The organism is Streptomyces sp. NBC_01537 (assembly GCF_045040445.1).
Taxonomy (GTDB): Bacteria; Actinomycetota; Actinomycetes; order Streptomycetales; family Streptomycetaceae; genus Actinacidiphila.
The window spans coordinates 5,266,862-5,288,040 of sequence record NZ_CP109392.1 but is presented as its reverse complement, the minus strand read 5'-3'; the positions used below and the strand labels follow the sequence as shown (position 1 = coordinate 5,288,040).

Sequence of the window (21,179 nt, the reverse complement as noted above, 5' to 3'; positions counted from 1 at the left end):
GACGGAGAAGGCGGCGACGCCGACGCAGACCAGGACGAGCAGGGCGTCGAAGAAGATCTCAATGCTCACGAGTGTGCTCCTCGGGCGGGCGGTGTTCGCCGGGCGGTGACGGTCCTCGTACGAGGCCGCGTACGAGTCTAGTCGCCGGACGCGGGGGCGGCGCAGTGAGGTGCGCCGCCCCCGCGTGGCTATCCGAGCAATTGCGACTGAAGGATCACCGTCTGGTCGAACGGCACGCTCGGCTGGCTGCCCTTCCGGGACAGGTAGACCAGCGCGACCGTGTCGCCCGCGCTGAGGTACGCGTAACGGACGTGCTGGGCGCCGCGCGGCTTGGATTCGTCGTAGACCGTCGCCGTGATGTCCGACGGAATGGCGTCGGAGTCGTACTCCGCCAGCTCGGCGCTGGGCGCCTCGACGAATATCCCGTTGTCCGTCAGGGCCTGCTGCGCGTGGTTCGCGTACGGCGCACTGCTGTACTGCAGGAGATAGATCTCGGCCCGCGTACCGTCCGGCATCGTCCACGCCCGCGCCGCGATGTGGCGCAAGGTGTCCTGGTCCATCCGCCGGGCCAGGTCCTTGCGCCCGTCCTCCTGATACAGCTCCAGGAACGTGGCGGTCGGCAGCCAGCCGTCACTGTCCGCGAAGTCCTTGTCGGCCTTGGCCCCCTGCGGGAGCGGCAGCAGCAGCTTCCGCAGGTCGGCATAGTGCCGCACTCCCGGATTGCCGCTCTCGGCGAAGGCGCGCGGTTTGTCGGCCGGCAGCTTCGGCAGCTTCAACGCCGGATACGTCCACCGACCGTCGTCCGGCGTCTCCAACCCCGGGATGTCCGTACGCCGCGGCTGGGTCACCCCGTACGCGGCCGCGCCTCCGAGCGCGGCGAACACCAGCACAGCCGCCGTCCACCGCGCAAACGCGCGCAGTACACGCCGGTCCTTCGGCGCCGGTGGGACGGCGGCCGGGAAGGCCGGGGCGGCCCAGGGATCGTACGCACCCGCACCCGCACCCGCACCCCACGCGGGCGGCGGAGGCGGAGGCGGAGGCACGGCGGTCGTGGCTTCGGCAGGCTGCTCAGCGGCAACCGGCACGGCTGCGGCCGCGGGCTCGTCCTCGGGCTCCGAGGGCTCCGGGGACTCCGAAGGCTCCGGGGACTCCGTGACCTCCGTGACCTCCAGGGCTTCCGGGGCCTCCGGGGCCTCCGGGGCCTCCGGGGCCTCCGGGAGGGCGTCCGCCGGCTCCGGGGCCGCGGGCGAAGGGGTGTCGGTCGTCATACGGCCTCTCCCGGGTCCTGGACGCGGTCGAGCTGCTTCTTGAGCAGGTCGGCGACGGTGTCCTTGGCAAAGGGCGTCGTGCCAGTGGCGTTGAGGGTGATCAGAAGATCGCCCTCGGTGGCCTGGCAGTACATCGTGTCGAGACTGACGCCGGTGTCCTTCGGCGGCAGGAAGCAGCTCGCCTTGGAGTGCCCGGCGATCTTCGGTCCCTTGCGGAAGAGACCCGTCGCCTTGGCGAAGGCCGTGTAGAACTCGGTGGCCGAGCTCGCGGCCTTCTTGTTCTTCATCTGCACGATCCGGATCTCGACGGAGAGACCTTCCTCTCCATCGCCCGAGTAGCCGTACGCGGTGTAGGTACGCATGCCGATGCCCTGGATGTAGAGCCGGTCGATGGACTTCTCGGCCGACCGGCGCTCCTTCTTCGACAGACCCCGGTAGGCGTCCTTCATCAGGGCGGTCGCCTGCTTGCCGCTCAGCTCGACGTCGTTGCCGTACTCGGCGACATCCGGGCCGGGCACGTAGTCGTCCGGGACGGGCAGCAGCAGTTTGCCCAGCTTGCCGTAGTGACTGCCGCCGGACTGAGCACCGTAGGAGCCGGTCTTGGTGGGCTTGGGGGCCTTCCAGGGCTGGGCCTTGGCAGTGTCATCGGCGTCGTTCTGGTGCCGGAGCACGGCGTAGCCGATACCGCCTCCCGCGGCGACGGCGACGAGTGCGCCGACCAGGCCGAGGGCGAGTGGCTTGCGGCTCTTCTTCGCAGGCGCGGGGATCTCCGGCACCGCCGGGACCTCGGGCTCCGGAAGGGGGGTGGTCTCGTCGGTCACAGCCGCTCCAACTGCCGCTCGGCCAGGGACTGGATGGTCTTCATGGAGATCGGCTTCGACGAGCTGTACCAGATGTCCATCACGATGTTCCCGTGCCGGGCAAGCGCCCGTGCCTCGTACTTGTCGTAGTAACCGGCCTTGGTCCAGGGCTTGTTGTAGACCCAGGTCACGCCGTCGTCGGTGCCCGGGATCGCCTTGCCGTGATTGCCCGCGTAGTCGGACTCCGACATGTAGCCCTGCTGATCCGCCAGATGATCGGCGGCGAACATCTGCGTCTCGTCCCGGAACTGGATCAGCCGGATCTCGGTGTACTTGTACGTGTACGACTCCCAACTGCCGGAAGTCCAGTCGGCGGTGGCCAGGCGGCGGAAGCCGTTCCGGTTGAGCTCGCTGAACATGTACTTCTCGTCCTTGAACGTCTCGGCGTAGCCGTAGAGGTCCATCCAGCCGTCGGAGGCGGAAAGGTCCGTGACGTCCTTCATGCCCTTGGGCTTCTTCAGCAGCAGCTTCCGCAGGTCGCTGTCGTAGGTGACGAGCGTGTCCTGGGCCGCGGTGAGCGGCTCGGCGGACGGCGCCGCGCCCTTGGGCTGCTTCAGCTTGGGCTGGGACAGCGACGGAAGCGGGGTGTCGGGACGCAGGTACTGGATCTGGTAGCCGGCGCCGGCGCCCGCGAGGACGCCGAGAACGGCGGCGGTGGCGATGATCAGCGTCGTCCGGCCACGACGGCGCGGGGGACGCGGAGGACGCGGGGGCTGGGCGGGGGGCTCCGGGACAGGAGTGTCCAGGGACAAGGACAAGGGGTTCTCCACATGAATCGGATGGGGGGAGTTTCGGGGCGGCCGGCCGATGGGGCCGCAGGGCTCAGCGGCCGGTCGCGAGGCGCTCGTACTGCTGGTCGAGAAGCCGCCGCAACTGCCCGGCGCCCGGGGTCTTGGCCCCGGTCACGGAGAGGGTGATGTGGACGTCGCCCTGATGGGAGACGACGATCACCGAGCCGGTGCTCTCGGCGGAGGAGGAGCTCAGCCGGTACGCCTTGGCGGGGTGGCTGCCGCCGAGGGTGATCCGGGTGCCGCCGAAGTAGAGGCGGCTGTAATACGCGGTGGCGTTGGCCGGGCTGGAGAAGCGGGCGAGCTTCGCCGTGATCTGGGTGTCGCCGTCCGCCGTGAGGTAGGTGCGGCTCACGCCGGTCTTGAAACCGTAGGTGCCGAGGGCGCTCTTGACCGATGCCACGTCGTTCGCGACATCGGAGCGGGTGAGCTCGGTGCCGTCCTCGTCGCCGTAGACCTCGGCGTCGGCCGGGGGCTCGAGCAGGAAGTAGCGGAGGTCACCGGTGTGGATGCCGCCGCTCTTCACCTTGCCCCTGACCGTGCTGGACGGGGTGGGTGCCGGGGTCGGCGAGTCGCTGGGCGTCGCCGAGGCCGTTGCCGGCACGGCGGACGGGCTGGACACGGCGCGCACGGCGGCCGTCCCCGACGAGGACGAGGACGACGAGCCCAGGACCACCACGGCGCCGGCGGTGGCTCCGATGAGCAGCACCAGCCCGGCGGCCCCGGCGGCGATCAGCAGGCCACGCGCGGCAGGTCTCGCAGGTCTGGCAGGCGTATCGGATTGCGGTTGCACAAAAGCCCCCCCGGGCTGTCACATCAAGCCCGAGCGCACCACGCGCAACAAGCAGAACAGGCATTATGTCGAGTGCTGGCCGTCTCTTCACAGGGGTTTTCTTGAGTTTCGCTGTGAAACAGGCCACGCATAGGCTGGCGCCATGGCTAAGAAGCTCGTGATCAAGGTGACGGCGGGCGCTGACGCGCCCGAGCGCTGCTCGCAGGCCTTCACGGTGGCGGCCGTGGCGGTGGCCAGCGGCGTGGAGGTCTCCCTCTGGCTGACCGGCGAGTCCGCGTGGTTCGCGCTCCCCGGGAAGGCCGCCGAGTTCGAGCTGCCGCACGCCGCTCCGCTCCCCGAGCTGATCGAGGGGATCCTGGCGGGCGGCGGGATCACGCTGTGCACGCAGTGTGCGGCCCGGCGCGGGATCACGGCGGAGGACGTGCTGGACGGCATCCGGATCGCGGGCGCGCAGGTCTTCGTCAGCGAGATCATGCCGGAGGGCGTCCAGGCGCTGGTCTACTGAGGGCGGCTGTCGGCGGCGGCTACTGACGCCTGTCGTCCATTTCGCGCCACCAGCGGTCGGATTCCGGGTCCCCGGACTCGTCGAACCAGCGCTCGCCGGGATTCCGGCGGTTCGCGACGATCGCCGCGAAGGGCGGGATCACCATGGCCACGACGCACATCACCACGGCGGCCGGGACCGACCACAGGCGCACGACGCCCCAGGCCAGGACGAACAGCGTGACGCAACTGCCCATCATGGCGAAGTAGAGGTGATGGCGCTTCGGGGCGTCCATACCTCCACGGTACGGCGCAGGGCCGCACCCCGATACACGGGATGCGGCCCTGCTCCTACGCGTACAGGCGTACCGCCGCCGTCAGACGGCGATGGCGACCTCGGTCAGGTTGCCCTGCTGCGCCGCCACGACGCGGTCCACCGTGGCACCCGGGACGAGCGCGCGCAGCGTCCACGTGCCGGGGGCCGCGAAGAAGCGGAACTGCCCGGTCGCCGAGGTGGGGACCTCGGCGGTGAACTCGCCGCCACCGTCGAGGAGGCGTACGTAACCGGTGACGGGCTCGCCGTCGCGGGTCACGGAACCCTGGATGATCGTTTCCTTGGCCACGTCAATTCCGGAAACGTCCGGGCCGCCGGCCTTCGCTCCACACATATGGTCCTCTTCCCTTACTTCGCCGCGCCGAGCTCGATCGGCACGCCGACCAGCGAGCCGTACTCGGTCCAGGAGCCGTCGTAGTTCTTCACGTTCGGCTGGCCGAGGATCTCGTGCAGCACGAACCAGGTGTGAGCGGAGCGCTCACCGATCCGGCAGTAGGCGATGGTGTCCTTGGACAGGTCCACGCCCTCGCCCTCGTAGAGCTCCTTGAGCTCGTCGTCGGACTTGAAGGTGCCGTCGTCGTTGGCCGACTTCGACCACGGGATGTTGCGCGCGGTCGGGATGTGCCCCGGACGCTGCGACTGTTCCTGCGGAAGGTGCGCCGGCGCGAGCAGCTTGCCGGAGAACTCGTCGGGCGAGCGGACGTCGACCAGGTTCAGGCTGCCGATCGCGGCGACGGCGTCGTCACGGTAGGCGCGGATCGCGGTGTCCTGGTCCTTGGCCTTGTACTCGGTGGCGGCGCGGGACGGGACCACTGCGCCGTCGACCAGGTCGCGGGAGTCCAGCTCCCACTTCTTGCGGCCGCCGTCGAGGAGCTTGACGTCCTGGTGGCCGTAGAGCTTGAAGTACCAGTAGGCGTAGGACGCGAACCAGTTGTTGTTGCCGCCGTAGAGGACGACGGTGTCGTCGTTGGCGATGCCCTTCTCCGACAGCAGCTTCTCGAAGCCGGCCTGGTCGACGAAGTCACGGCGCACCGGGTCCTGGAGGTCCTTCTTCCAGTCGATGCGGATGGCGTTCTTGATGTGGTTCTTGTCGTACGCCGACGTGTCCTCGTCGACCTCGACGATGACCACCTTGGGGTCGTCGATCCGGGCCTCGACCCAGTCGGCGTCCACCAGGACGTCACTGCGGCTCATGCTGTTCTCCTCCGGGCAGTTGCGGCGGTAGTTCAGTTTCTGGAGCTGTGCACACGCACGGACGGGTGCGCAGGCACTTGCGCTTGCTCGCGGGGACCGCGAGAGGGGAAGGTCGGCCTGATCCCTGACAGGACGCGCGTCAGGCCTGGCGCGCGCGACAGAGCATGGCGGCGACGCGGCACAGGTCAACTGCCCGCCGCTTCGTGAGATCCGCCTGTCGCTTCATGCCCTCGATCGTAGGGACGTATCCGGGCACTGTCACCGGCAGTCCGCCATTCGAGACAGCTTTGTCCGAATAGTGGGACTCCTACGCCACGACCCGCCTCCGGCAGGGGCCCCGGCGCGATCGCCTCGCGATGCGGCTACGGGCTGGACACCCACGTCTCACCTTGCGGACACACGGTCAGCGCGATATCAGTCCGAAAGTACGACATTCGTCCCGGTCGCCGCCACTGTGATGCCGTCCGGGCCCGTGTCCACCGACTTCAGCTTGATGCCCTCCGGCAGCCCCAGCAGCTCCCGCGAGAAGTCGATCTGCTCCCTGATCAGCGTCTCCACGCTCGCCGGCAGCCCGTCGAGATCCGGGATCGAGTCCGCCTTGAGCGAGATCGTGTCGCCGCCCTTCACCGTGATCTGGCTGACCACCGACCGCTTCACCGTGCCCACCCCCGGCACATCCAGACTCGCCGTGAGCTTCACCTTCCCGGCGCCGCCGGTGCCCGCCCCGCCGTACGTCACCGTCACGCCCTGCGGCGCCGCCTTCGTCAGATCCGCGTACGTGACCAGCGCCGAGCCGTCCGCCGTGTCCGCCACGGCCGATGCGAAGCCGTCGCCGAGGCGCACCCCGTGCAGCTCGGCCGTGAAGCGCTCGATGCGAAGGGCGGCGGCGCCGGTGCCCGCCGTGATCCCGTTCGCCGTCACCTTCACGTCGTCCAGCTTCTTCGACGCCACCTGGGTCAGGAACGGGAAGCCCTCGATCGACACATCCGGCTTCTCCGACAGCCCCTGCGTCTGCTGGGCCTTGTCCGCCGCCTCCGACTCCGCGAAGTGCAGAGCGATGCGGTCGGCCGCCACGAACAGGCCCCCGAGTATCACGACGATGATCAGCAAGATCCGTAGTGCACGCATTACTTGACCCTAGCGGGACTCAGCCCGCCAGGACCCGGCCCAGCACGCTGCGATCCCCCGGGGGATAACCAACCGTACCCCCAGCAAGCCACCCGAATCCGGGCACCGTCAGCCCGCCAGGACCCGGCCCAGCACATAAACCACCGGAGCCGCCGCCGTGAGCGGCAGTGCCACGCCCGCCGTGAAGTGGACGAAGCGCGACGGGAAGTCGTAACTGGCCACCCGCAGCCCGATCAGCGCGGCCGCGCCCGCGGCGAAGCCGATGAACGCGCCGGAGGAAGCGCTCAGCTCCGTCGCCTGCGCGGTCGCGACCCCCGCGCCCGTGGCGGCGAGCAGCGCGACGACCAGCGTGGCGATGCCCCGGCCCTGCAGGCTGCGGGCAAGCGTCGCCACCGCCACGGCGATCGCGCCGGCCACGACCGGGTCGCCGCCGCCGGGATTGGCCGCCGCCGCGAGGAAGCCGCCGGCCAGCACGGTCAGCAGCGTCGAGGCGGAGGTCGCGGTCAGCGACGACAGCCGCTCGTCCGCGCTGCCGTGATGGCGCAGCTGCAGTACGAGTACGAGCAGCAGCCACACGCCGAGCGTGCCGATCAGCACGGCCGGGCCGTTCTCGCCGTCCGGCATCGCTAGCAGCGCGGCATCCGCCGTCACGCCCGCCATGAAGGCCAGCGCGATGCCCTGCCGGGCCGGCCACATGCCGTTCAGCCGGAACCAGCCGGCCGCCGTCACCGCCTGCAGCAGTACCAGCGGCACCGCCAGCGCGGGGCGGCCGATCGCCGCGCCGCCCGCGATCAGCAGCGCCAGCACCGCGGTGAGCGCGGCCGGCTGCGGCCCCGGCGGGATGATCGGCGAGCCGGTGCGCTGCGTGCCCTTGCGGCGGGCCGCGCGGCCGGCGGTCCCCTGCTCCGGGAAGTCGTCGACGGGCGTCAGCACAGCCGTGCGCTCCGCCTCAGCCGGCGCCTCAGCCTCCGGCGGCAGCGGCGGCATCGGGTCGTAGTCGTAGGTCACGCCGCTCATCCTCCCGCGAACGGGGGCAGCACTTCGACCGTCCCGCCCTCCGTCAGCCCGATGCCCGAGTGATCCCGCGTCCCCACGGGGTTTCCGTCCACCAGGAACGAGCAGCTCAGCAGCACCCGGGCGAACTCCGGCCGCTCGGCGTGCGCCGCCTGTGCGGCGGCCAACGCCTCGGCGAGCGTCTCGGCCTCGTACGGCTCCTCCGCGGTGCCGGCCGCGGCCTTGGCGGCGGCCCAGTACCGGATCGTGCCGGCTTGTCCGGCCATGACGGCGCGCTCCTTCGTCCCCGGTTGCATCCCGGGGCCCAGCCTACGCAGTGCGCGCCGCCACCCACGCGCCGATGCGCCGCAGAAGCTCCGGCTCGGCCGCGTTCTCCGCGTGCCCGAAGCCCGGCTCCAGCCAGAGGTCGGCCGCATCGCCGGCCGCGGCGGCCAGCGAGAGCGGATGGTCGACCGGGAAGTACCCGTCGCGGTCCCCGTGGACGATGAGCAGGGGCGTGGGCGCGATCAGGGGCACCGCCTCGACCGGGGACAGGGGCACCGGGTCCCAGTCCGCCGAGTGGATCCGGGTACCCAGCCCGACCCGGGAGACCAGGCGTCCGGCCGGGCGGGTGATGACCCAGTGGACGCGCCGCATCGGCGCCGTGCCCCGGTAGTACCACCTCGCGGGGGCGCTCACGGAGGCCACCGCGTCCACACGCCCGCCCACATCGCCCTCCGCACCCGCCGCGTGCCGGAGCACGACGGAGCCGCCCATGGAGAACCCGACGGTGGCCACCCGGGCGTATCCGAGCGACCGGGCCCAGCCGACCGCCGCTGTGAGGTCGAGCACTTCGCGGTCCCCGACGGTGGACCGTCCGCCGGAGCGGCCGTGTCCCCGGAAGGAGAAAGTGACGACGCCCGCGTAGCCGGAAAACACCTGTGCTGCCCGCCGCACGGCAGGCCGTTCCAGGGCGCCGGTGAAACCGTGGGCGACCACGATCGCAACGTCCCGTTCACCGTCCGGCGGGTCGTAGGCGGCGTCGATCCGCACACCGTCGGCTGTCAACAGGACCGCACGTCGGCCACCAGAAGTGGTCGGTGAAAGACACGATCGCGCAACATGGGGCTCATCAAACGACTCCATGTGGGCTATTCTCTTAGGTCAAGAGGATCCGGGCAGCGTCGCCCCCGGGTCCTTTCGCGCTTTCTGGGCCGCCAGGCAGTGCGTGGTTACGTCCTCGCATGGGACCGAGGAGGGTTCGCAATGGGCAAGCGAAGCATGCATGACCGGATGATGAACAAACTCACGACCGTTATCTACGACGGGAGCAGCCGGTGAGCTCTCTCCTCCTGCTGACCAACGCACTCCAGCCATCCACCGAAGTACTTCCCGCGCTCGGGCTGCTGCTGCACAGCGTCCGCGTGGCGCCGGCCGAGGGGCCGGCCCTGGTGGACACTCCGGGCGCGGATGTGATCCTGATCGACGGCCGCCGCGACCTGCCGCAGGTCCGCAGCCTGTGCCAGCTGCTGCGCTCGACGGGCCCCGGCTGCCCGCTCGTCCTGGTCGTCACCGAGGGCGGTCTCGCCGCCGTCACCGCGGACTGGGGCATCGACGACGTACTGCTGGACACCGCGGGCCCGGCCGAGGTCGAGGCGCGGCTGCGCCTGGCGATGGGCCGCCAGCAGATCACCGTCGACGACAGCCCGATGGAGATCCGCAACGGCGACCTCTCCGTCGACGAGGCCACGTACAGCGCGAAGCTCAAGGGCCGGGTCCTGGACCTGACCTTCAAGGAGTTCGAGCTGCTCAAGTACCTCGCGCAGCACCCGGGCCGGGTCTTCACCCGCGCCCAGCTGCTGCAGGAGGTCTGGGGCTACGACTACTTCGGCGGCACCCGCACCGTGGATGTCCACGTACGGCGGCTGCGCGCGAAGCTGGGCCCGGAGCACGAGTCCCTGATCGGGACCGTGCGCAATGTGGGCTACCGCTTCGTGACGCCGGAGAAGGTCGAGCGGGCGGCGGAGGAAGCCCTCAAGGCCCAGCAGCGGGCGGAGGCCGAAGCCGCGGCTGCGGCGGGTGCCACCGAAACCGCCGCGTCGGTCACAGCGAACTCACAAACTGACTGATCGGTAACACATCACCGCTGATCACGCCCTGGTCACGCTATCGCTCACACAGTGTTATCCGGCCGGTAGACCCGCGTAGACTCGGTTTGTGGCAAAGGTGACGCGTGACGATGTGGCAAGGCTTGCGGGGACCTCGACCGCGGTCGTCAGCTATGTCATCAACAATGGACCCCGGCCGGTCGCCCCGGCCACCCGCGAGCGGGTGCTCGCGGCCATCAAGCAGCTCGGATACCGCCCGGACCGTGTGGCCCAGGCGATGGCGAGCCGCCGTACCGACCTGATAGGCCTGATCGTCCCGGACGCTCGGCAGCCCTTCTTCGGCGAGATGTCACACGCCGTGGAGCAGGCGGCTGCCGAGCGCGGGAAGATGGTCCTGGTCGGGAATTCGGATTATCTCCAAGAGCGCGAGATTCACTATCTGCGCGCTTTTCTCGGCATGCGCGTCTCCGGGCTGATCCTGGTCAGCCAGGGTCTCGGCGAGACCGCCGCCGCCGAGATCGAGGCCTGGGACGCCCGGATCGTGCTGCTCCACGAGCGCACGGAGGCGGAGAACGAGTTCGCCGTCGTCACCGACGACATAGGCGGCGCCCAGCTCGCCGTCCGCCACCTCCTGGAGCACGGGTACACCGATGTCGCCTGCGTCGGCGGCATGGACTTCACCCCCACCATCGGCGACCCGGTCACCGACCACATCGAGGGCTGGCGCCGCGCGATGCAGGAAGCCGGCCTGCCCACCGAGGGCAAGGTGTTCCAGGCTCCGTACAACCGCTACGACGCCTACAAGGTCGGCCTTGAGCTGCTGTCCGGGCCCAACCGCCCGAGGGCGCTGTTCTGCGCGACCGACGACCAGGCGATCGGCATACTGCGGGCGGCGCGTGAGCTGCGGATCGACGTGCCCGGCGAGCTGGCCGTCGCCGGCTTCGACGACGTCAAGGAAGCCGGCCTGACCGACCCGCCGCTGACCACGGTCGCCTCCGACCGCCAGGCGATGGCCCGGGCGGCCGTTGACCTCGTCCTGGACGACGGCCTGCGGGTGGCGGGCGCGCGGCGCGAGCGGCTGCGGCAGTTCCCGTCCCGGCTGGTGCTGCGCAGGTCGTGCGGCTGCTCGTAGGACGGACGTAAGGAAACGCTCTGACCAGGGCTTTCGTTCCTTACATCGGTCATACGGAGTTCTGCTGGGCTTCTCAGCGGGCGCTCAGGAACCTCTCATAGTCGAGGTCCAGAGTCATAGCCATGAACGAGAGCACCCATCGCAGCAGCAGCGCTTACGACCCGCAGCAGCCCTACGGCAGCGGTGGGTACGACAGTTCAGCGGGCGGCGCACCCGCCGACACCTACGGCAGCTACCCGCCCCCGCCGGCATACGAGCCCGCGCAGGTCGCCCAGCCCGTCACCACGGCGGAGGGCATGACGGTCTGGCAGACCGCCCCGCAGGCCACCCAGGAGGCCCCCGGCGTCGAGGCCCCCGCCCCGAAGCCGCACAAGGCCCGGCGGCCGATCGCACTGATCGCGGCCGTGGCCCTGGTCTCCGCCCTGGTCGGCGGCGGCGCGGCGGCCCTGATCGGCCGGGCGACCACGAACGCCACCGCGGCCACCACCACGACCACCACGAAGGTGATCAACGCCAGCTCCTCCAGCTCCGGGGTGGCGGCGGTCGCCAAGGCGGTCAGCCCGAGCATCGTGGAGATCAGCGCGACCTCCTCCTCCGGTGAGGCCACCGGCTCCGGTGTGATCATCACCAGCGACGGCGAGATCATCACCAACAACCACGTCATCTCCGGCGCCACCTCGATCAAGGTCACCTTCAGCAACGGCAAGACCGCCACCGCCACGGTCGTCGGCACCGACAAGAACAAGGACCTCGCCCTCATCAAGGCCGAGAACGTCAGCGGCCTCACCACCGCCACCCTCGGCGACTCCTCGAACGTCGCCGTCGGCGACGAGGTCGTCGCCATCGGCTCCCCCGAAGGCCTGACCGGCACCGTCACCAGCGGCATCATCTCCGCGCTCAACCGTGACGTCACCGTCTCCACCGAGGACGACTCCTCGTCGAGCCAGAACCAGGGCCAGAGCCAGGGTCAGAGCGGCGGCCAGTGGCCGTTCTCCTTCGGCGGTGAGCAGTACAACGGCAGCACCGGGTCCAGCACCACCACGTACAAGGCACTGCAGACCGACGCCTCGCTCAACCCCGGCAACTCCGGCGGCGCGCTGATCAATATGAACGGCGAGATCATCGGCATCAACTCCGCGATGTACTCGGCCTCTTCCTCCTCCTCGTCCTCCAGCGCCGGCAGCGTCGGCCTCGGCTTCGCCATCCCGATCAACACCGTCAAGGCCGACCTCGCCAGCCTCCGCAAGGGCGGAAGCGACTCCTAAGACCGTCAGCCCCTGAAGGAGAACAGCACCATGAACCTCAACGCCATCACCATCCACCGCTCCCAGCACGACGCCGCCGTTCCCACCGGTCCCGCCGACCTGGCGCTTCCCTTCGCCGTCCCGGTGGCCGTGGCCATGACCGAGAACCGCGCCCCGGAACTCGTCACCAACGCACGTTCCGCCCGCAACCGCCGCCGGTCCGGCTCCGCCGCCCGCCGGCGCGCCGCGGCGTGAGACGCTGATAACAGAACACCAGCACCACCCATCCGTATCCCTCTTCCTGCGCGAGGTACAGCACCCATGAGCCCCGGCGAGAACGGCGAGGCCCCCGCTCGCATCCTGATCGTGGACGACGAGCCGGCCGTCCGCGAGGCACTCAAGCGCACCCTCGCCTTCGAGGGCTACGACACCTCGCTCGCCGAGGACGGCCTGGCCGCCATCGACCAGGTCGCCTCCTACCAGCCCGACGCCATCGTGCTGGACGTGCTCATGCCCCGCATGGACGGCCTCACCACCGCCCGCCGCCTGCGCGCGAGCGGTGTCACCGTCCCCATCCTCATGCTCACCGCCCGCGACACCGTCGGCGACCGCGTCACCGGCCTCGACGCCGGCGCCGACGACTACCTCGTCAAGCCCTTCGAGCTCGACGAGCTCCTCGCCCGCCTCCGGGCACTGCTCCGCCGCTCCTCCTACGCCGCCGTCGCGGGCGGCCCCGAGTCCGACGACAGCGTCCTGGCCTTCGCCGACCTCCGCATGGACACCACCACCCGCGAGGTCACCCGCGGCGGCCAGCCCGTCGAGCTCACCCGCACCGAGTACACCCTGCTGGAGATGTTCCTGGCCCACCCCCGCCAGGTCCTCACCCGCGAGCAGATCCTCAAGGCCGTCTGGGGCTTCGACTTCGAGCCCAGCTCCAACTCCCTCGACGTCTACGTCATGTATCTGCGCCGCAAGACCGAGATCGGCGGCCTACCGCGTCTCGTCCACACCGTCCGCGGTGTCGGTTACGTTCTCCGTTCCACCGAAGGCAAGGGCTAGGTCCGTCCGATGGCAGCACCGCACCGTCGTAACCGCAACCGCGTCCTGCGGTTCCGGTCACTGCCGCTGCGCTCACGGCTCGCGATCCTCACGGCCGCGGCGGTGGCGGTGGCGGTGGCGGCGGTCGCGGTGTCCGCGTGGTTCATCACTCGGGACCAGCTGATGCGGCAACTGGACAGTTCGCTGACTTCTTCGGAAGGGGCACCGGGGCAGGCCACTCGCAGCTTGGAGAACCCTGACATCGGATGCCGGTCCACCGGTTTCACCGGTTCAGGAACAAGCGACGGCACCAGCCCGATCAATCTGAGCAACATCGCCGTGCAAGCTGTCCTGTCCAACGGTCAGACGTGCGTGATCCTCAGCGACAAGACCTTCACCGCCACGGACGCCGACAAGACGATTGCCGCGGCCGAACTGGCCGCGGCCAAGGTCGCGATCAGCAACGGCACCTTTGACTTTGACACCGGCACCAAGAACAACAGCGGGCCCGGCCGAGGTCCCGGCGACAACATCCCGAACAGCACCGTGGCTCCCCGCACCATGACGGCGACGGACGGCACCGAGTACCGGGTCTACACCAAGGGCCAGGTCGTCGTCATGAACGGCAAGGCCTACGGCGCCGCCATCATGGTCGCCCGCCCGCTCAGCGACGTCACCAGCCCGCTCAACACCCTCGCCCTCATCCTCCTCATCGTCTCGGGCATCGGCGTCGTAGGCGCCACCGCCGCCGGCCTGTGGGTCGCCCGCGCGGGCCTGAAGCCCGTCGACCGCCTGACGGACACCGTCGAGCACATCGCCCGCACCGAGGATCTCAGCGTCCGCATCCCCGTCGACGGCGAGGACGAGATCGCCCGTCTGTCCACCTCCTTCAACTCCATGACGTCCCGTCTGGCCGCCTCCCGCGAGCTGCAGCAGCAGCTCATCGCGGACGCCGGCCACGAGCTGCGCACCCCGCTCACCTCTCTCCGTACGAACATCGAGCTGCTGGAGCGCAGCGAGGCCACCGGCCGCGCGCTCCCGCCCGAGGACCGGCGGGCGCTGCTCACCTCCGTGAAGGCGCAGATGACGGAGCTGGCCTCGCTCATCGGCGACCTGCAGGAGCTCTCCCGCCCGGACACGACCCCTGGCGGCAGCCCCCTCCAGCTCGTCGCCTTCCACGAGGTCGCGGAGACCGCCCTGTCGCGGGCCCGCCTGCGCGCCCAGGACATCAAGATCCTGTCCCAGCTCGCGCCCTGGTACGTACGGGCCGAGCCGGCCGCCCTGGAGCGGGCGATCGTCAACCTGCTGGACAACGCGGTGAAGTTCAGCCCGCCGCTCAGCTCGGTCGAGGTCAACCTCCACGGCGGCGAGCTCACCGTCCGCGACCACGGCCCCGGCATCTCCCCCGAAGACCTCCCGCACGTCTTCGAACGCTTCTGGCGCGCCACCGCCTCACGTGCCCTCCCCGGCAGCGGCCTCGGCCTGTCCATCGTCGCCCGCACCGTCCAGCAGGCGGGTGGCACGGTCGGCCTGCACCCGGCGCACGGCGGCGGCACGATCGCCGTGATGCGGCTGCCGGGGACGCCGATGCCGCCGCCCCCGGCCATGCCGGCGGGCAAGGCGGCGAACGGAATCCGGGAGCTGGGCGAGATCCGCGAGTACTGAGCCACCGGGCGCTTCGGGCCCTTCGCTCAGACGGCCGAATTACCCAAGCCCGTCCGGGACTTCATCTCTGCGGCTTCATTTCCGCACCGTGACTTCTCGATGACTTTCCGCGCCCAATACCCTTCTCTCGGCGAGCCACGCCCCGAGGTCGGCTAGCGTCCCGATCATGACTCTGGTCAACCTGATGGACGCCGTCCCCATGGGCCTGGCTCCGGGCCTGGATCCCTCCTCCGTCAAGGTCATCCGCATGCACGGCCTCCCCCTGCGCGAGGAGTCCCACCCCTCCCCCGAGGCCCTCCTCGTCCTGGACGGCCACCTAGAACTCGACGTCTGCGGCAGCCCCGTGTCCCTGTCCAAGGGCCAGCTCTACGTCCTCCCCGCCGGCACCCCCCACACCGCCCGTCGCGGCAGCCACGGCACGCTTGCCATCGTCCAGCTCCAGGAAGGCCTCACCCCGGCCTGATCTCCGGACTTCGGCCGAGAACAGCCTCGCAACGGCCAGAATGGCTGAGGCAGAAGGCAGAAGAAGGCCGGGTCCGGCCGAGGAGGAAACCGAGCATGGCCGACGTGATCCTGTTCCACCACGTCCTGGGGCTCACCCCGGGCGTGATCCGCTTCGCCGACCAGCTGCGCGCGGCCGGGCACCGGGTGACCGTGCCCGACCTGTACGAGGGCGCCACCTTCAGCAGCCTCGAGGACGGCGGGGCGTACGCGGAGGAGATCGGCTTCGACACCATCGTCGAGCGCGGGGTCGCCGCGGCGGCCGCAGTGCCGGACCGGGCGGTCTACGCCGGGTTCTCGCTCGGCGTGATGCCCGCCCAGAAGCTGGCGCAGACCCAGGCGGGGGCGCTGGCGGCGATCCTGTACCACGGCGGCGTACCGGCGAGTCTGTACGGCACCGAGTGGCCGGCGGACGTGGTGCTCCACGCCCACGTCAACGACCAGGACCCCTGGGGCGAGCTGGACGACGTGGTCGCGCCCCTGGTCAAGGGGGCCGCCGACGCGCAGCTGTTCACGTACTCCGGCACGGACCACCTGTTCACCGACGCCGGCCTCGCCGAGTACGACCCGGCATCCGCCAAGCTGGTGATGGAGCGTACGCTCAGCCTGCTCAGCCGCTGGCCCTGACGTCCCAGGGCGGCGCTACGGAGGAGGGGCCATCAGCAGCGAGGTTGTGTTCGCACACGAGTACCGCCTGCGGAAGTGGCCGTCGCTGAACAGGCTCCTCATCATCCCCTTCTGGCTGTTCATCGCGATCTTGCACGCCACAAGCCCGATGCCGCTCAGTGGGTCCGACGTGGCGATATTCGTCATCCTGCCCGTGTTCGTCGTCTACCTCGTGCTGAGGGAAGTGCGCGGCAGGACCCTCCTCGGTCCGGACGGCATCACCGCCAAAGGCGCGTTGCGCGTGCGCCGGATCGCCTGGGCCGACATCCACGACATACGGGCCGAGCCCTCCAAGGACAGGCCTCTGTGGGTCGTCCGGGTGTACGACCGCACCGGGCGTCGGTTCGCGCTTCCGCACGTCAACAACGAGCAGATCGACGACCCGGCCGAGGTCGAGACCCTCATCGACGCCTGGCGGGTGCGACGCGGACCCGACTGGGCTCCGCTGCCGGGCACGGAGGCCGCGATCCAGCTCCGGGCGGCACGCCGGAAGGCGTGGACGCGGGCGGGCATCGTGGGGGTCGTTGTCATGGTCGCCACGTTCGTCGCGTCCATCGCGCTGGTCTTCAAGGACATTGACGTCCCGGCATACGTGATGTGGGTCCTGCCGGCAGCGGTGTTCGGCGTCACGGGCGCGGCGCTCAGCCTGCGGGTCGGCAGGATCGGCGAGGTCAGCTGACCTCGCGGTCGAACTCGCCGGCCTTCACCGCGAGCAGGAGAGACCGCAGTGCGGCGGGGGTGACGGTGACTATGGTGTCGGGTTCGTCGCTCTCGCGCACGAGGATCTGGCCCGCTGCCTCGGCGACATTGAGGGGATCCGTGCGTGCCGCATGCGTACGTGCCCAGCCGCTGACAACTCGCCTTAGTCTCAGGGCAGTTGAGGACAGCACAGGGGACGAGGTGAGAATTCGTGGAGCTGGACACTCTGTTCGCCGGCCTGTCCGGGCTTACGGCGGCGGCGGGCCTGTTCTGGCTTGCCCGGCAGACGGGAGCGGACACGAAGCAGGCGGAGATAAGCAATGGGCTGGCGGGGGTGGCGGCGAACGAGACCGTGCTGACGGCTCTTCGTGAGGTGCACGTTCTGCTGATCGAGCACCCCGGCCTCAGGAAGTACTTCTACGCGGAAGAGGAGGAAGGGGAAGCCGCAGAGTGTCCCGAGGAGGAGGACGCAAAGAGCCGGGTGATGACGATCGCCGAACTGCTGCTGGATGTCCTCTGCTCAGGGGTCGACACCCATAGAAAGGTGCCGAACAGCAACAGCAAGGAGCCGTGGGAGGCCTACTGCCGCCAGATGCTGCGGGTCAGTCCGGTTGTGCGCGGACTCGTCCGACGGAATCCCGCCTTCTGGCCGCTACTTGTGGAGCTGCTTCCGCCGAGCCCACCACCGGACGCCTGAGGACATGGCGAAGGGCGGGCCGCCGGGGAGGGGGAGAGGTAACCCGGCGACCCGCCCTGTCAGGGGGGTGTGACGTCAGTCAGGGGGTCAGCTGACGTCAGAGGCGTCCAGGCGGTAGAGGCCGCTGCTGGTGCTCGTGGTGGTGCTGGTCGAAGAAGTCGAGGAGCTCGACGAGCTCGTCGTGTAGGCGGAGGTCTTGACCTCGGTGCCGACCTTCTTGACCCAGGCGGTGATCTCGGAGTTGGAGGACTGGCCGCCGGTGCTGCTGACCATGATGTAGTGCAGCTTGCCCGCCTTGACCAGGGCCTTGAGCTTGGCGAGGGTCATGGAGTTGTCGTTGCCGCTCCAGCCGCCCATGGACATCGCGGGCTGGCCGGAGGCCAGGATGATCGACGAGGCGGTCTGGTCGTTGGAGACGGCCACGAGCCAGGTGGCGCCGTCCTGGTGCTTCAGCAAGTACGTGATCATGTCGGAGCTGACGCTGCCGCCCATGCCGCCGCCACCGCCACCGGCCTGCTGCTGGGTGCTGGACGAGGTGGAGCTGGAGCTGCTGGAGCTGGACGAGCCGCCCATGCCGCCCGACGGCGGGTTGCCGGTCGGCTTCGTACCGGAGGGCATCGAGCCGGACTTGGCGCCGGTGCCGCTGGGGGCGGAGCCGCCGCCCATGCCGCCACCGCCGCCGCCCATGCCGCCGCCCGTGGAGGGGCCGGCCGTGGGGTTGGTGCCGTTGGTGGCGGAGGTGGCCGCGGAGAGGGAGTAGGCGGTGGGGCCGGCGAGGAGGGCGACCACGGCGGCCAGGGCGGCGATGCCGACCAGGCGGTTCTTGCCGAGGAAGCGGCCGGCGAGGAGGCCGAGGATGGCGAGGACGGAGCCGGCGCCGGCGACGATCTCGGCGACGGTGTACGCGGTGCCGGAGCCGGAGACGCGCTGGAGGAGGACGACGGACCAGATGCCGGAGGCGGCGATGGCGACCGGGAGGACCCAGGCCCACTTGGCGGCGTCGCCTTCACGGAAGGCCTTGTAGAGCATCACGCCGCCGGCGCCGCACAGGGCTGCGATGGCCGGGGCCATGGCGGTGACGTAGTAGGGGTGGAAGGTGCCCTCGGCGAGGGCGAAGGTCAGGTAGTGGATGGCGCCCCAGCCGCCCCACAGGAGGAGGGAGGCCCGCTTGGCGTCGGTGCGCGGGGCACGGCCGATGAGGATCAGGCCGCCGAGGACGGCGACGATGGCGAAGGGGATGAGCCAGGAGATCTGGCCGCCCATGATGCTGTTGAAGAGGCGGCCGATGCCCGCCGTGCCGCCGAAGCTGGCGCTGTTGCCCTGACTGCCGACCGAGCTGCTGGCGCCGAAGATGCGGCCGAAGCCGTTGTAGCCGATGACGAGGTCCCAGACCGTGCCGTCGGTCGAGCCGCCGATGTAGGGGCGGGAGGAGGCGGGGATCAGGTCGACGATGACCATCCACCAGGCGCTGCTGACGATCAGGGCGACCGTGCCGACGGCCAGGTTGCGGATCCGGCGGCCGATGGAGCCCTTGGCGGCCCAGAGGTAGACCAGGAAGAAGGCGGGCAGGACCACGTAGGCCTGCATCATCTTGGTGTTGAAGGCGCAGCCGATCCAGATCCCGGACCACACCAGCGGCATGATCCGGCCGGTGCGGACGGCCTTCATCAGGCTGGCCGCGCCGAGCATCATCAGGCAGACGAGGATCGGGTCGGGGTTGGTGTCACGGGTGATGGCGACGGTGATCGGGGTCAGCGTCACCACCAGGCCGGCGATGGTCGCGGCCACGTGGCCGAAGTCGCGCCGCACCAGGCGGTACGTGAGGCCCACCGTTCCGAGCCCGGCGGCGATCTGCGGGAGCATCAGCTGCCAGGTGCCGTAGCCGAAGATCCGGGCGGACAGGCCCATCATCCACAGGGCGAACGGCGGCTTGTCGACCGTCGACCAGTTGCCCGCGTCCAGGGAGCCGAAGAAGAAGGCCTTCCAGGACTTGGTGCCGGAGTAGACGGCGGCGTTGTAGAAGGAGTTGCCGCTGATCGTGGTGAGGTTCCAGGCGTACAGCGCGGTGGCGAGCAGCAGGATCGCCCAGAGGGCGGGGCGGGCCCAGCGGGGGTCTTCGGGCTTGCCGAGGAAGAGGCGGCTACCTCTGGCGGCGAGGCCGCCGTCGGCGGGCGGGGCGGCCCGGTGGGAGCGAGGATTGTCCTCGACGGGGGCCGGCGGGGCGAGTTGGGTCGTCATGACGCGTACTCCGGGGACTGTGAAGGGCGGCGCCGCGGGCTGAAGACCCAGAGCCGCATGAGGACGAAGCGGATGATGGTGGCGGCGGCGTTGGCACCGACCAGCACGGCGAGCTCGATGCCGTGGGAAGCGTTGGGGGCCAGGAGGTGCAGTCCGGCGACGGCGCCGGTGGTGAGTGCCAGCCCGATGGCGAAGGCCATGCCGCCTTCGAGCTGGTGCCGCAGGGCGTCCTTGGATCCGGAGACCCCGAAGGTGAAGCGGCGGTTGGCGGCGGTGTTGGCGATGGCGGTGACCAGCAGGGCCAGGGCGTTGGCCCAGACGGCCGGCATGACCTGCCGGGCGGCGAGGTAGAGGGCCATGTACGCGGCGGTGCTGACGGCTCCGATGATCCCGAAGCGCAGCAGCTGCCGCAGACCGGCCTTACCGCCCTGGCCCGCGCTCATCGGGCGGACCCGGCGCCGGTGAGGACCCGCTCGCGTACGACCGGCTGCTCGCTGACGACGTAGGTCTTCTTCCCGCGGCGCGGCACGGCGAACTTCGCCCGCCCCTGGAGGGACAGCTTGGCGATCCGCCACATGCCCTTCAGGTCGTCCGTCGCCGTCTTGATGATGTCGACCCGGCTGTCGGGGTCATCGGTCCAATCGACCGGCACTTCATGAATACGCAATTTGTTCCGCTCCGCGAGCACCAGCAGTTCGGTGTCGAAGAACCAGGCGTTGTCCTCGATGTGCGGGGCCATCGCCTTGAACACATCGGTGCGTACGGCCTTGAAGCCGCACTGGGCGTCGGAGAAGCGGGCCGCCAGGCCCAGCTTCAGCAGGATGTTGTAGCAGCGGGAGATGAACTCGCGCTTCGGGCCGCGTACGACCGCCGAGTGGCGGTGCAGGCGGCTGCCGATGGCCACATCGCTGTGGCCGGACAGCAGGGGGGCGACGAGCGGCAGGAAGCCTTCGAGGCCGGTGGAGAGGTCGACGTCCATGTACGCGACCACATCGGCGTTGCTCTGGCTCCAGACGGCCTTGAGGGCGCGGCCCCGGCCCTTCTGGTCCAGGTGGACGGCGTGCACGTGGGGCAGCCGGTAGGTCAGCTCGGTGGCGACCCGCCAGGTGGCGTCGGTGCTCGCGTTGTCCGCGACGGTGATCTGGAAGGGGAACGGGAAGGAGTCTTCGAGGTAGGCGTGGAGGCGGCTGATGCTGTCGGCGAGGACGTGTGCCTCGTTGTACACCGGCACGACGACCTCGACCGATCGCTGCCGGGCGCCTCCCGCGATTCCTGCTGTCGTTGCGTTCATGACCCCAACTTTTCCGTTGGGATCTGGGGCCTCAGTAAGACCGCAATTAGCGAAAGATG

At 69.9% G+C, this 21,179-nt stretch carries 27 protein-coding genes; 11 read left to right on the top strand and 16 right to left on the bottom strand.

Annotation, left to right across the window (positions count from 1 at the left end):
- Positions 1–188: 188 nt before the first annotated feature.
- The 4 genes from OG607_RS24420 to OG607_RS24405 all read right to left on the bottom strand — a co-directional run bounded on the left by OG607_RS24420 (position 189) and on the right by OG607_RS24405 (position 3,709).
- Complete coding sequence (locus OG607_RS24420; protein ID WP_405727258.1) at positions 189–1,268, bottom strand: hypothetical protein; 1,080 nt, start codon at positions 1,266–1,268, stop codon at positions 189–191.
- Entirely contained in the window at positions 1,265–2,089 is an 825-nt protein-coding gene (locus tag OG607_RS24415; protein WP_405727255.1) for a hypothetical protein, read from the bottom strand. Before OG607_RS24415 ends, OG607_RS24420 begins: the two co-directional genes overlap by 4 nt.
- On the bottom strand, positions 2,086–2,886 hold the full coding sequence (locus tag OG607_RS24410) for a hypothetical protein (protein WP_405727252.1): 801 nt from the start codon (positions 2,884–2,886) through the stop codon (positions 2,086–2,088). The genes OG607_RS24415 and OG607_RS24410 overlap by 4 nt, the downstream gene beginning before the upstream one ends.
- A gap of 64 nt (positions 2,887–2,950) precedes the next feature.
- The gene (locus OG607_RS24405) at positions 2,951–3,709 is read right to left on the bottom strand and encodes a hypothetical protein (protein WP_405727249.1); all 759 of its coding nucleotides are present in this window, start codon (positions 3,707–3,709) and stop codon (positions 2,951–2,953) included.
- A 142-nt stretch (positions 3,710–3,851) separates the two neighbouring features.
- Between OG607_RS24405 and OG607_RS24400 the strand changes: the two genes are divergently transcribed.
- Positions 3,852–4,214 (top strand): DsrE family protein, encoded by a 363-nt coding sequence (locus tag OG607_RS24400; RefSeq protein ID WP_405727246.1) that lies wholly within the window; start codon positions 3,852–3,854, stop codon positions 4,212–4,214.
- 19 nt (positions 4,215–4,233) lie between these two features.
- On the opposite strand, the gene OG607_RS24395 is transcribed toward OG607_RS24400, so the two are convergent.
- The 8 genes from OG607_RS24395 to OG607_RS24360 all read right to left on the bottom strand — a co-directional run bounded on the left by OG607_RS24395 (position 4,234) and on the right by OG607_RS24360 (position 8,987).
- A complete protein-coding gene (locus OG607_RS24395) occupies positions 4,234–4,488 on the bottom strand; it encodes a DUF3099 domain-containing protein (protein WP_405727243.1) in 255 nt (84 codons plus the stop codon).
- Positions 4,489–4,569: 81 nt separating this feature from the next.
- Positions 4,570–4,860: a DUF1416 domain-containing protein gene (locus OG607_RS24390; protein ID WP_405727240.1), complete on the bottom strand. Its 291-nt coding sequence runs from the start codon at positions 4,858–4,860 to the stop codon at positions 4,570–4,572.
- 14 nt (positions 4,861–4,874) lie between these two features.
- Complete coding sequence (locus tag OG607_RS24385) at positions 4,875–5,720, bottom strand: sulfurtransferase (RefSeq protein WP_405727237.1); 846 nt, start codon at positions 5,718–5,720, stop codon at positions 4,875–4,877.
- A gap of 139 nt (positions 5,721–5,859) precedes the next feature.
- Positions 5,860–5,946 (bottom strand): putative leader peptide, encoded by an 87-nt coding sequence (locus OG607_RS24380; RefSeq protein WP_405737004.1) that lies wholly within the window; start codon positions 5,944–5,946, stop codon positions 5,860–5,862.
- Positions 5,947–6,134: 188 nt separating this feature from the next.
- Entirely contained in the window at positions 6,135–6,848 is a 714-nt protein-coding gene (locus OG607_RS24375; RefSeq protein ID WP_405727234.1) for a DUF2993 domain-containing protein, read from the bottom strand.
- Positions 6,849–6,956: 108 nt separating this feature from the next.
- On the bottom strand, positions 6,957–7,856 hold the full coding sequence (locus tag OG607_RS24370) for a hypothetical protein (protein WP_405727231.1): 900 nt from the start codon (positions 7,854–7,856) through the stop codon (positions 6,957–6,959).
- Between the two features lie 5 nt (positions 7,857–7,861).
- Positions 7,862–8,128, bottom strand: a complete 267-nt coding sequence (locus OG607_RS24365) for a MoaD/ThiS family protein (RefSeq protein ID WP_405727228.1) — start codon at positions 8,126–8,128, stop codon at positions 7,862–7,864.
- 43 nt (positions 8,129–8,171) lie between these two features.
- Entirely contained in the window at positions 8,172–8,987 is an 816-nt protein-coding gene (locus OG607_RS24360) for an alpha/beta hydrolase (protein WP_405727225.1), read from the bottom strand.
- 191 nt (positions 8,988–9,178) lie between these two features.
- Here OG607_RS24360 and OG607_RS24355 point away from each other — a divergent pair, with 191 nt between their 5' ends.
- From OG607_RS24355 to OG607_RS24315, 9 genes are all read left to right on the top strand, one after another.
- The gene (locus tag OG607_RS24355) at positions 9,179–9,970 is read left to right on the top strand and encodes a response regulator transcription factor (RefSeq protein ID WP_405727222.1); all 792 of its coding nucleotides are present in this window, start codon (positions 9,179–9,181) and stop codon (positions 9,968–9,970) included.
- A gap of 88 nt (positions 9,971–10,058) precedes the next feature.
- The gene (locus OG607_RS24350) at positions 10,059–11,081 is read left to right on the top strand and encodes a LacI family DNA-binding transcriptional regulator (RefSeq protein ID WP_405727219.1); all 1,023 of its coding nucleotides are present in this window, start codon (positions 10,059–10,061) and stop codon (positions 11,079–11,081) included.
- Positions 11,082–11,203: 122 nt separating this feature from the next.
- Positions 11,204–12,346: a S1C family serine protease gene (locus OG607_RS24345; RefSeq protein WP_405727216.1), complete on the top strand. Its 1,143-nt coding sequence runs from the start codon at positions 11,204–11,206 to the stop codon at positions 12,344–12,346.
- Between the two features lie 30 nt (positions 12,347–12,376).
- Positions 12,377–12,580, top strand: a complete 204-nt coding sequence (locus OG607_RS24340; RefSeq protein ID WP_405727213.1) for a hypothetical protein — start codon at positions 12,377–12,379, stop codon at positions 12,578–12,580.
- A 66-nt stretch (positions 12,581–12,646) separates the two neighbouring features.
- Positions 12,647–13,384, top strand: a complete 738-nt coding sequence (locus tag OG607_RS24335) for a response regulator transcription factor (RefSeq protein ID WP_405727210.1) — start codon at positions 12,647–12,649, stop codon at positions 13,382–13,384.
- Between the two features lie 9 nt (positions 13,385–13,393).
- Positions 13,394–15,028, top strand: coding sequence for a sensor histidine kinase (locus tag OG607_RS24330; protein WP_405727207.1), 1,635 nt, complete (start codon positions 13,394–13,396; stop codon positions 15,026–15,028).
- Positions 15,029–15,194: 166 nt separating this feature from the next.
- Positions 15,195–15,491, top strand: coding sequence for a cupin domain-containing protein (locus tag OG607_RS24325; protein WP_405727204.1), 297 nt, complete (start codon positions 15,195–15,197; stop codon positions 15,489–15,491).
- 95 nt (positions 15,492–15,586) lie between these two features.
- Positions 15,587–16,156 (top strand): dienelactone hydrolase family protein, encoded by a 570-nt coding sequence (locus OG607_RS24320; protein WP_405727201.1) that lies wholly within the window; start codon positions 15,587–15,589, stop codon positions 16,154–16,156.
- A gap of 46 nt (positions 16,157–16,202) precedes the next feature.
- Positions 16,203–16,874: a PH domain-containing protein gene (locus tag OG607_RS24315; RefSeq protein WP_405727198.1), complete on the top strand. Its 672-nt coding sequence runs from the start codon at positions 16,203–16,205 to the stop codon at positions 16,872–16,874.
- On the opposite strand, the gene OG607_RS24310 is transcribed toward OG607_RS24315, so the two are convergent.
- Positions 16,867–17,085: a DUF397 domain-containing protein gene (locus OG607_RS24310; protein WP_405727195.1), complete on the bottom strand. Its 219-nt coding sequence runs from the start codon at positions 17,083–17,085 to the stop codon at positions 16,867–16,869. The two genes, OG607_RS24315 and OG607_RS24310, sit on opposite strands and share 8 nt — an antisense overlap.
- Positions 17,086–17,105: 20 nt before the next feature.
- Between OG607_RS24310 and OG607_RS24305 the strand changes: the two genes are divergently transcribed.
- Positions 17,106–17,591 (top strand): hypothetical protein, encoded by a 486-nt coding sequence (locus OG607_RS24305; RefSeq protein ID WP_405727192.1) that lies wholly within the window; start codon positions 17,106–17,108, stop codon positions 17,589–17,591.
- An 87-nt stretch (positions 17,592–17,678) separates the two neighbouring features.
- Here the strand turns inward: OG607_RS24305 and OG607_RS24300 are convergent, their stop codons facing one another.
- Genes OG607_RS24300 through OG607_RS24290 form a run of 3 tightly spaced genes read right to left on the bottom strand, consistent with a single transcriptional unit; the run spans position 17,679 to position 21,120 of the window.
- Complete coding sequence (locus tag OG607_RS24300; protein ID WP_405727189.1) at positions 17,679–19,829, bottom strand: ArnT family glycosyltransferase; 2,151 nt, start codon at positions 19,827–19,829, stop codon at positions 17,679–17,681.
- Positions 19,826–20,272 carry a GtrA family protein gene (locus OG607_RS24295; protein ID WP_405727186.1) on the bottom strand — a complete coding sequence of 149 codons (447 nt, stop codon included), beginning with the start codon at positions 20,270–20,272 and terminating at the stop codon, positions 19,826–19,828. The genes OG607_RS24300 and OG607_RS24295 overlap by 4 nt, the downstream gene beginning before the upstream one ends.
- On the bottom strand, positions 20,269–21,120 hold the full coding sequence (locus OG607_RS24290; protein WP_405727183.1) for a dolichyl-phosphate beta-glucosyltransferase: 852 nt from the start codon (positions 21,118–21,120) through the stop codon (positions 20,269–20,271). Before OG607_RS24290 ends, OG607_RS24295 begins: the two co-directional genes overlap by 4 nt.
- Between the last annotated feature and the right edge of the window lie 59 nt (positions 21,121–21,179).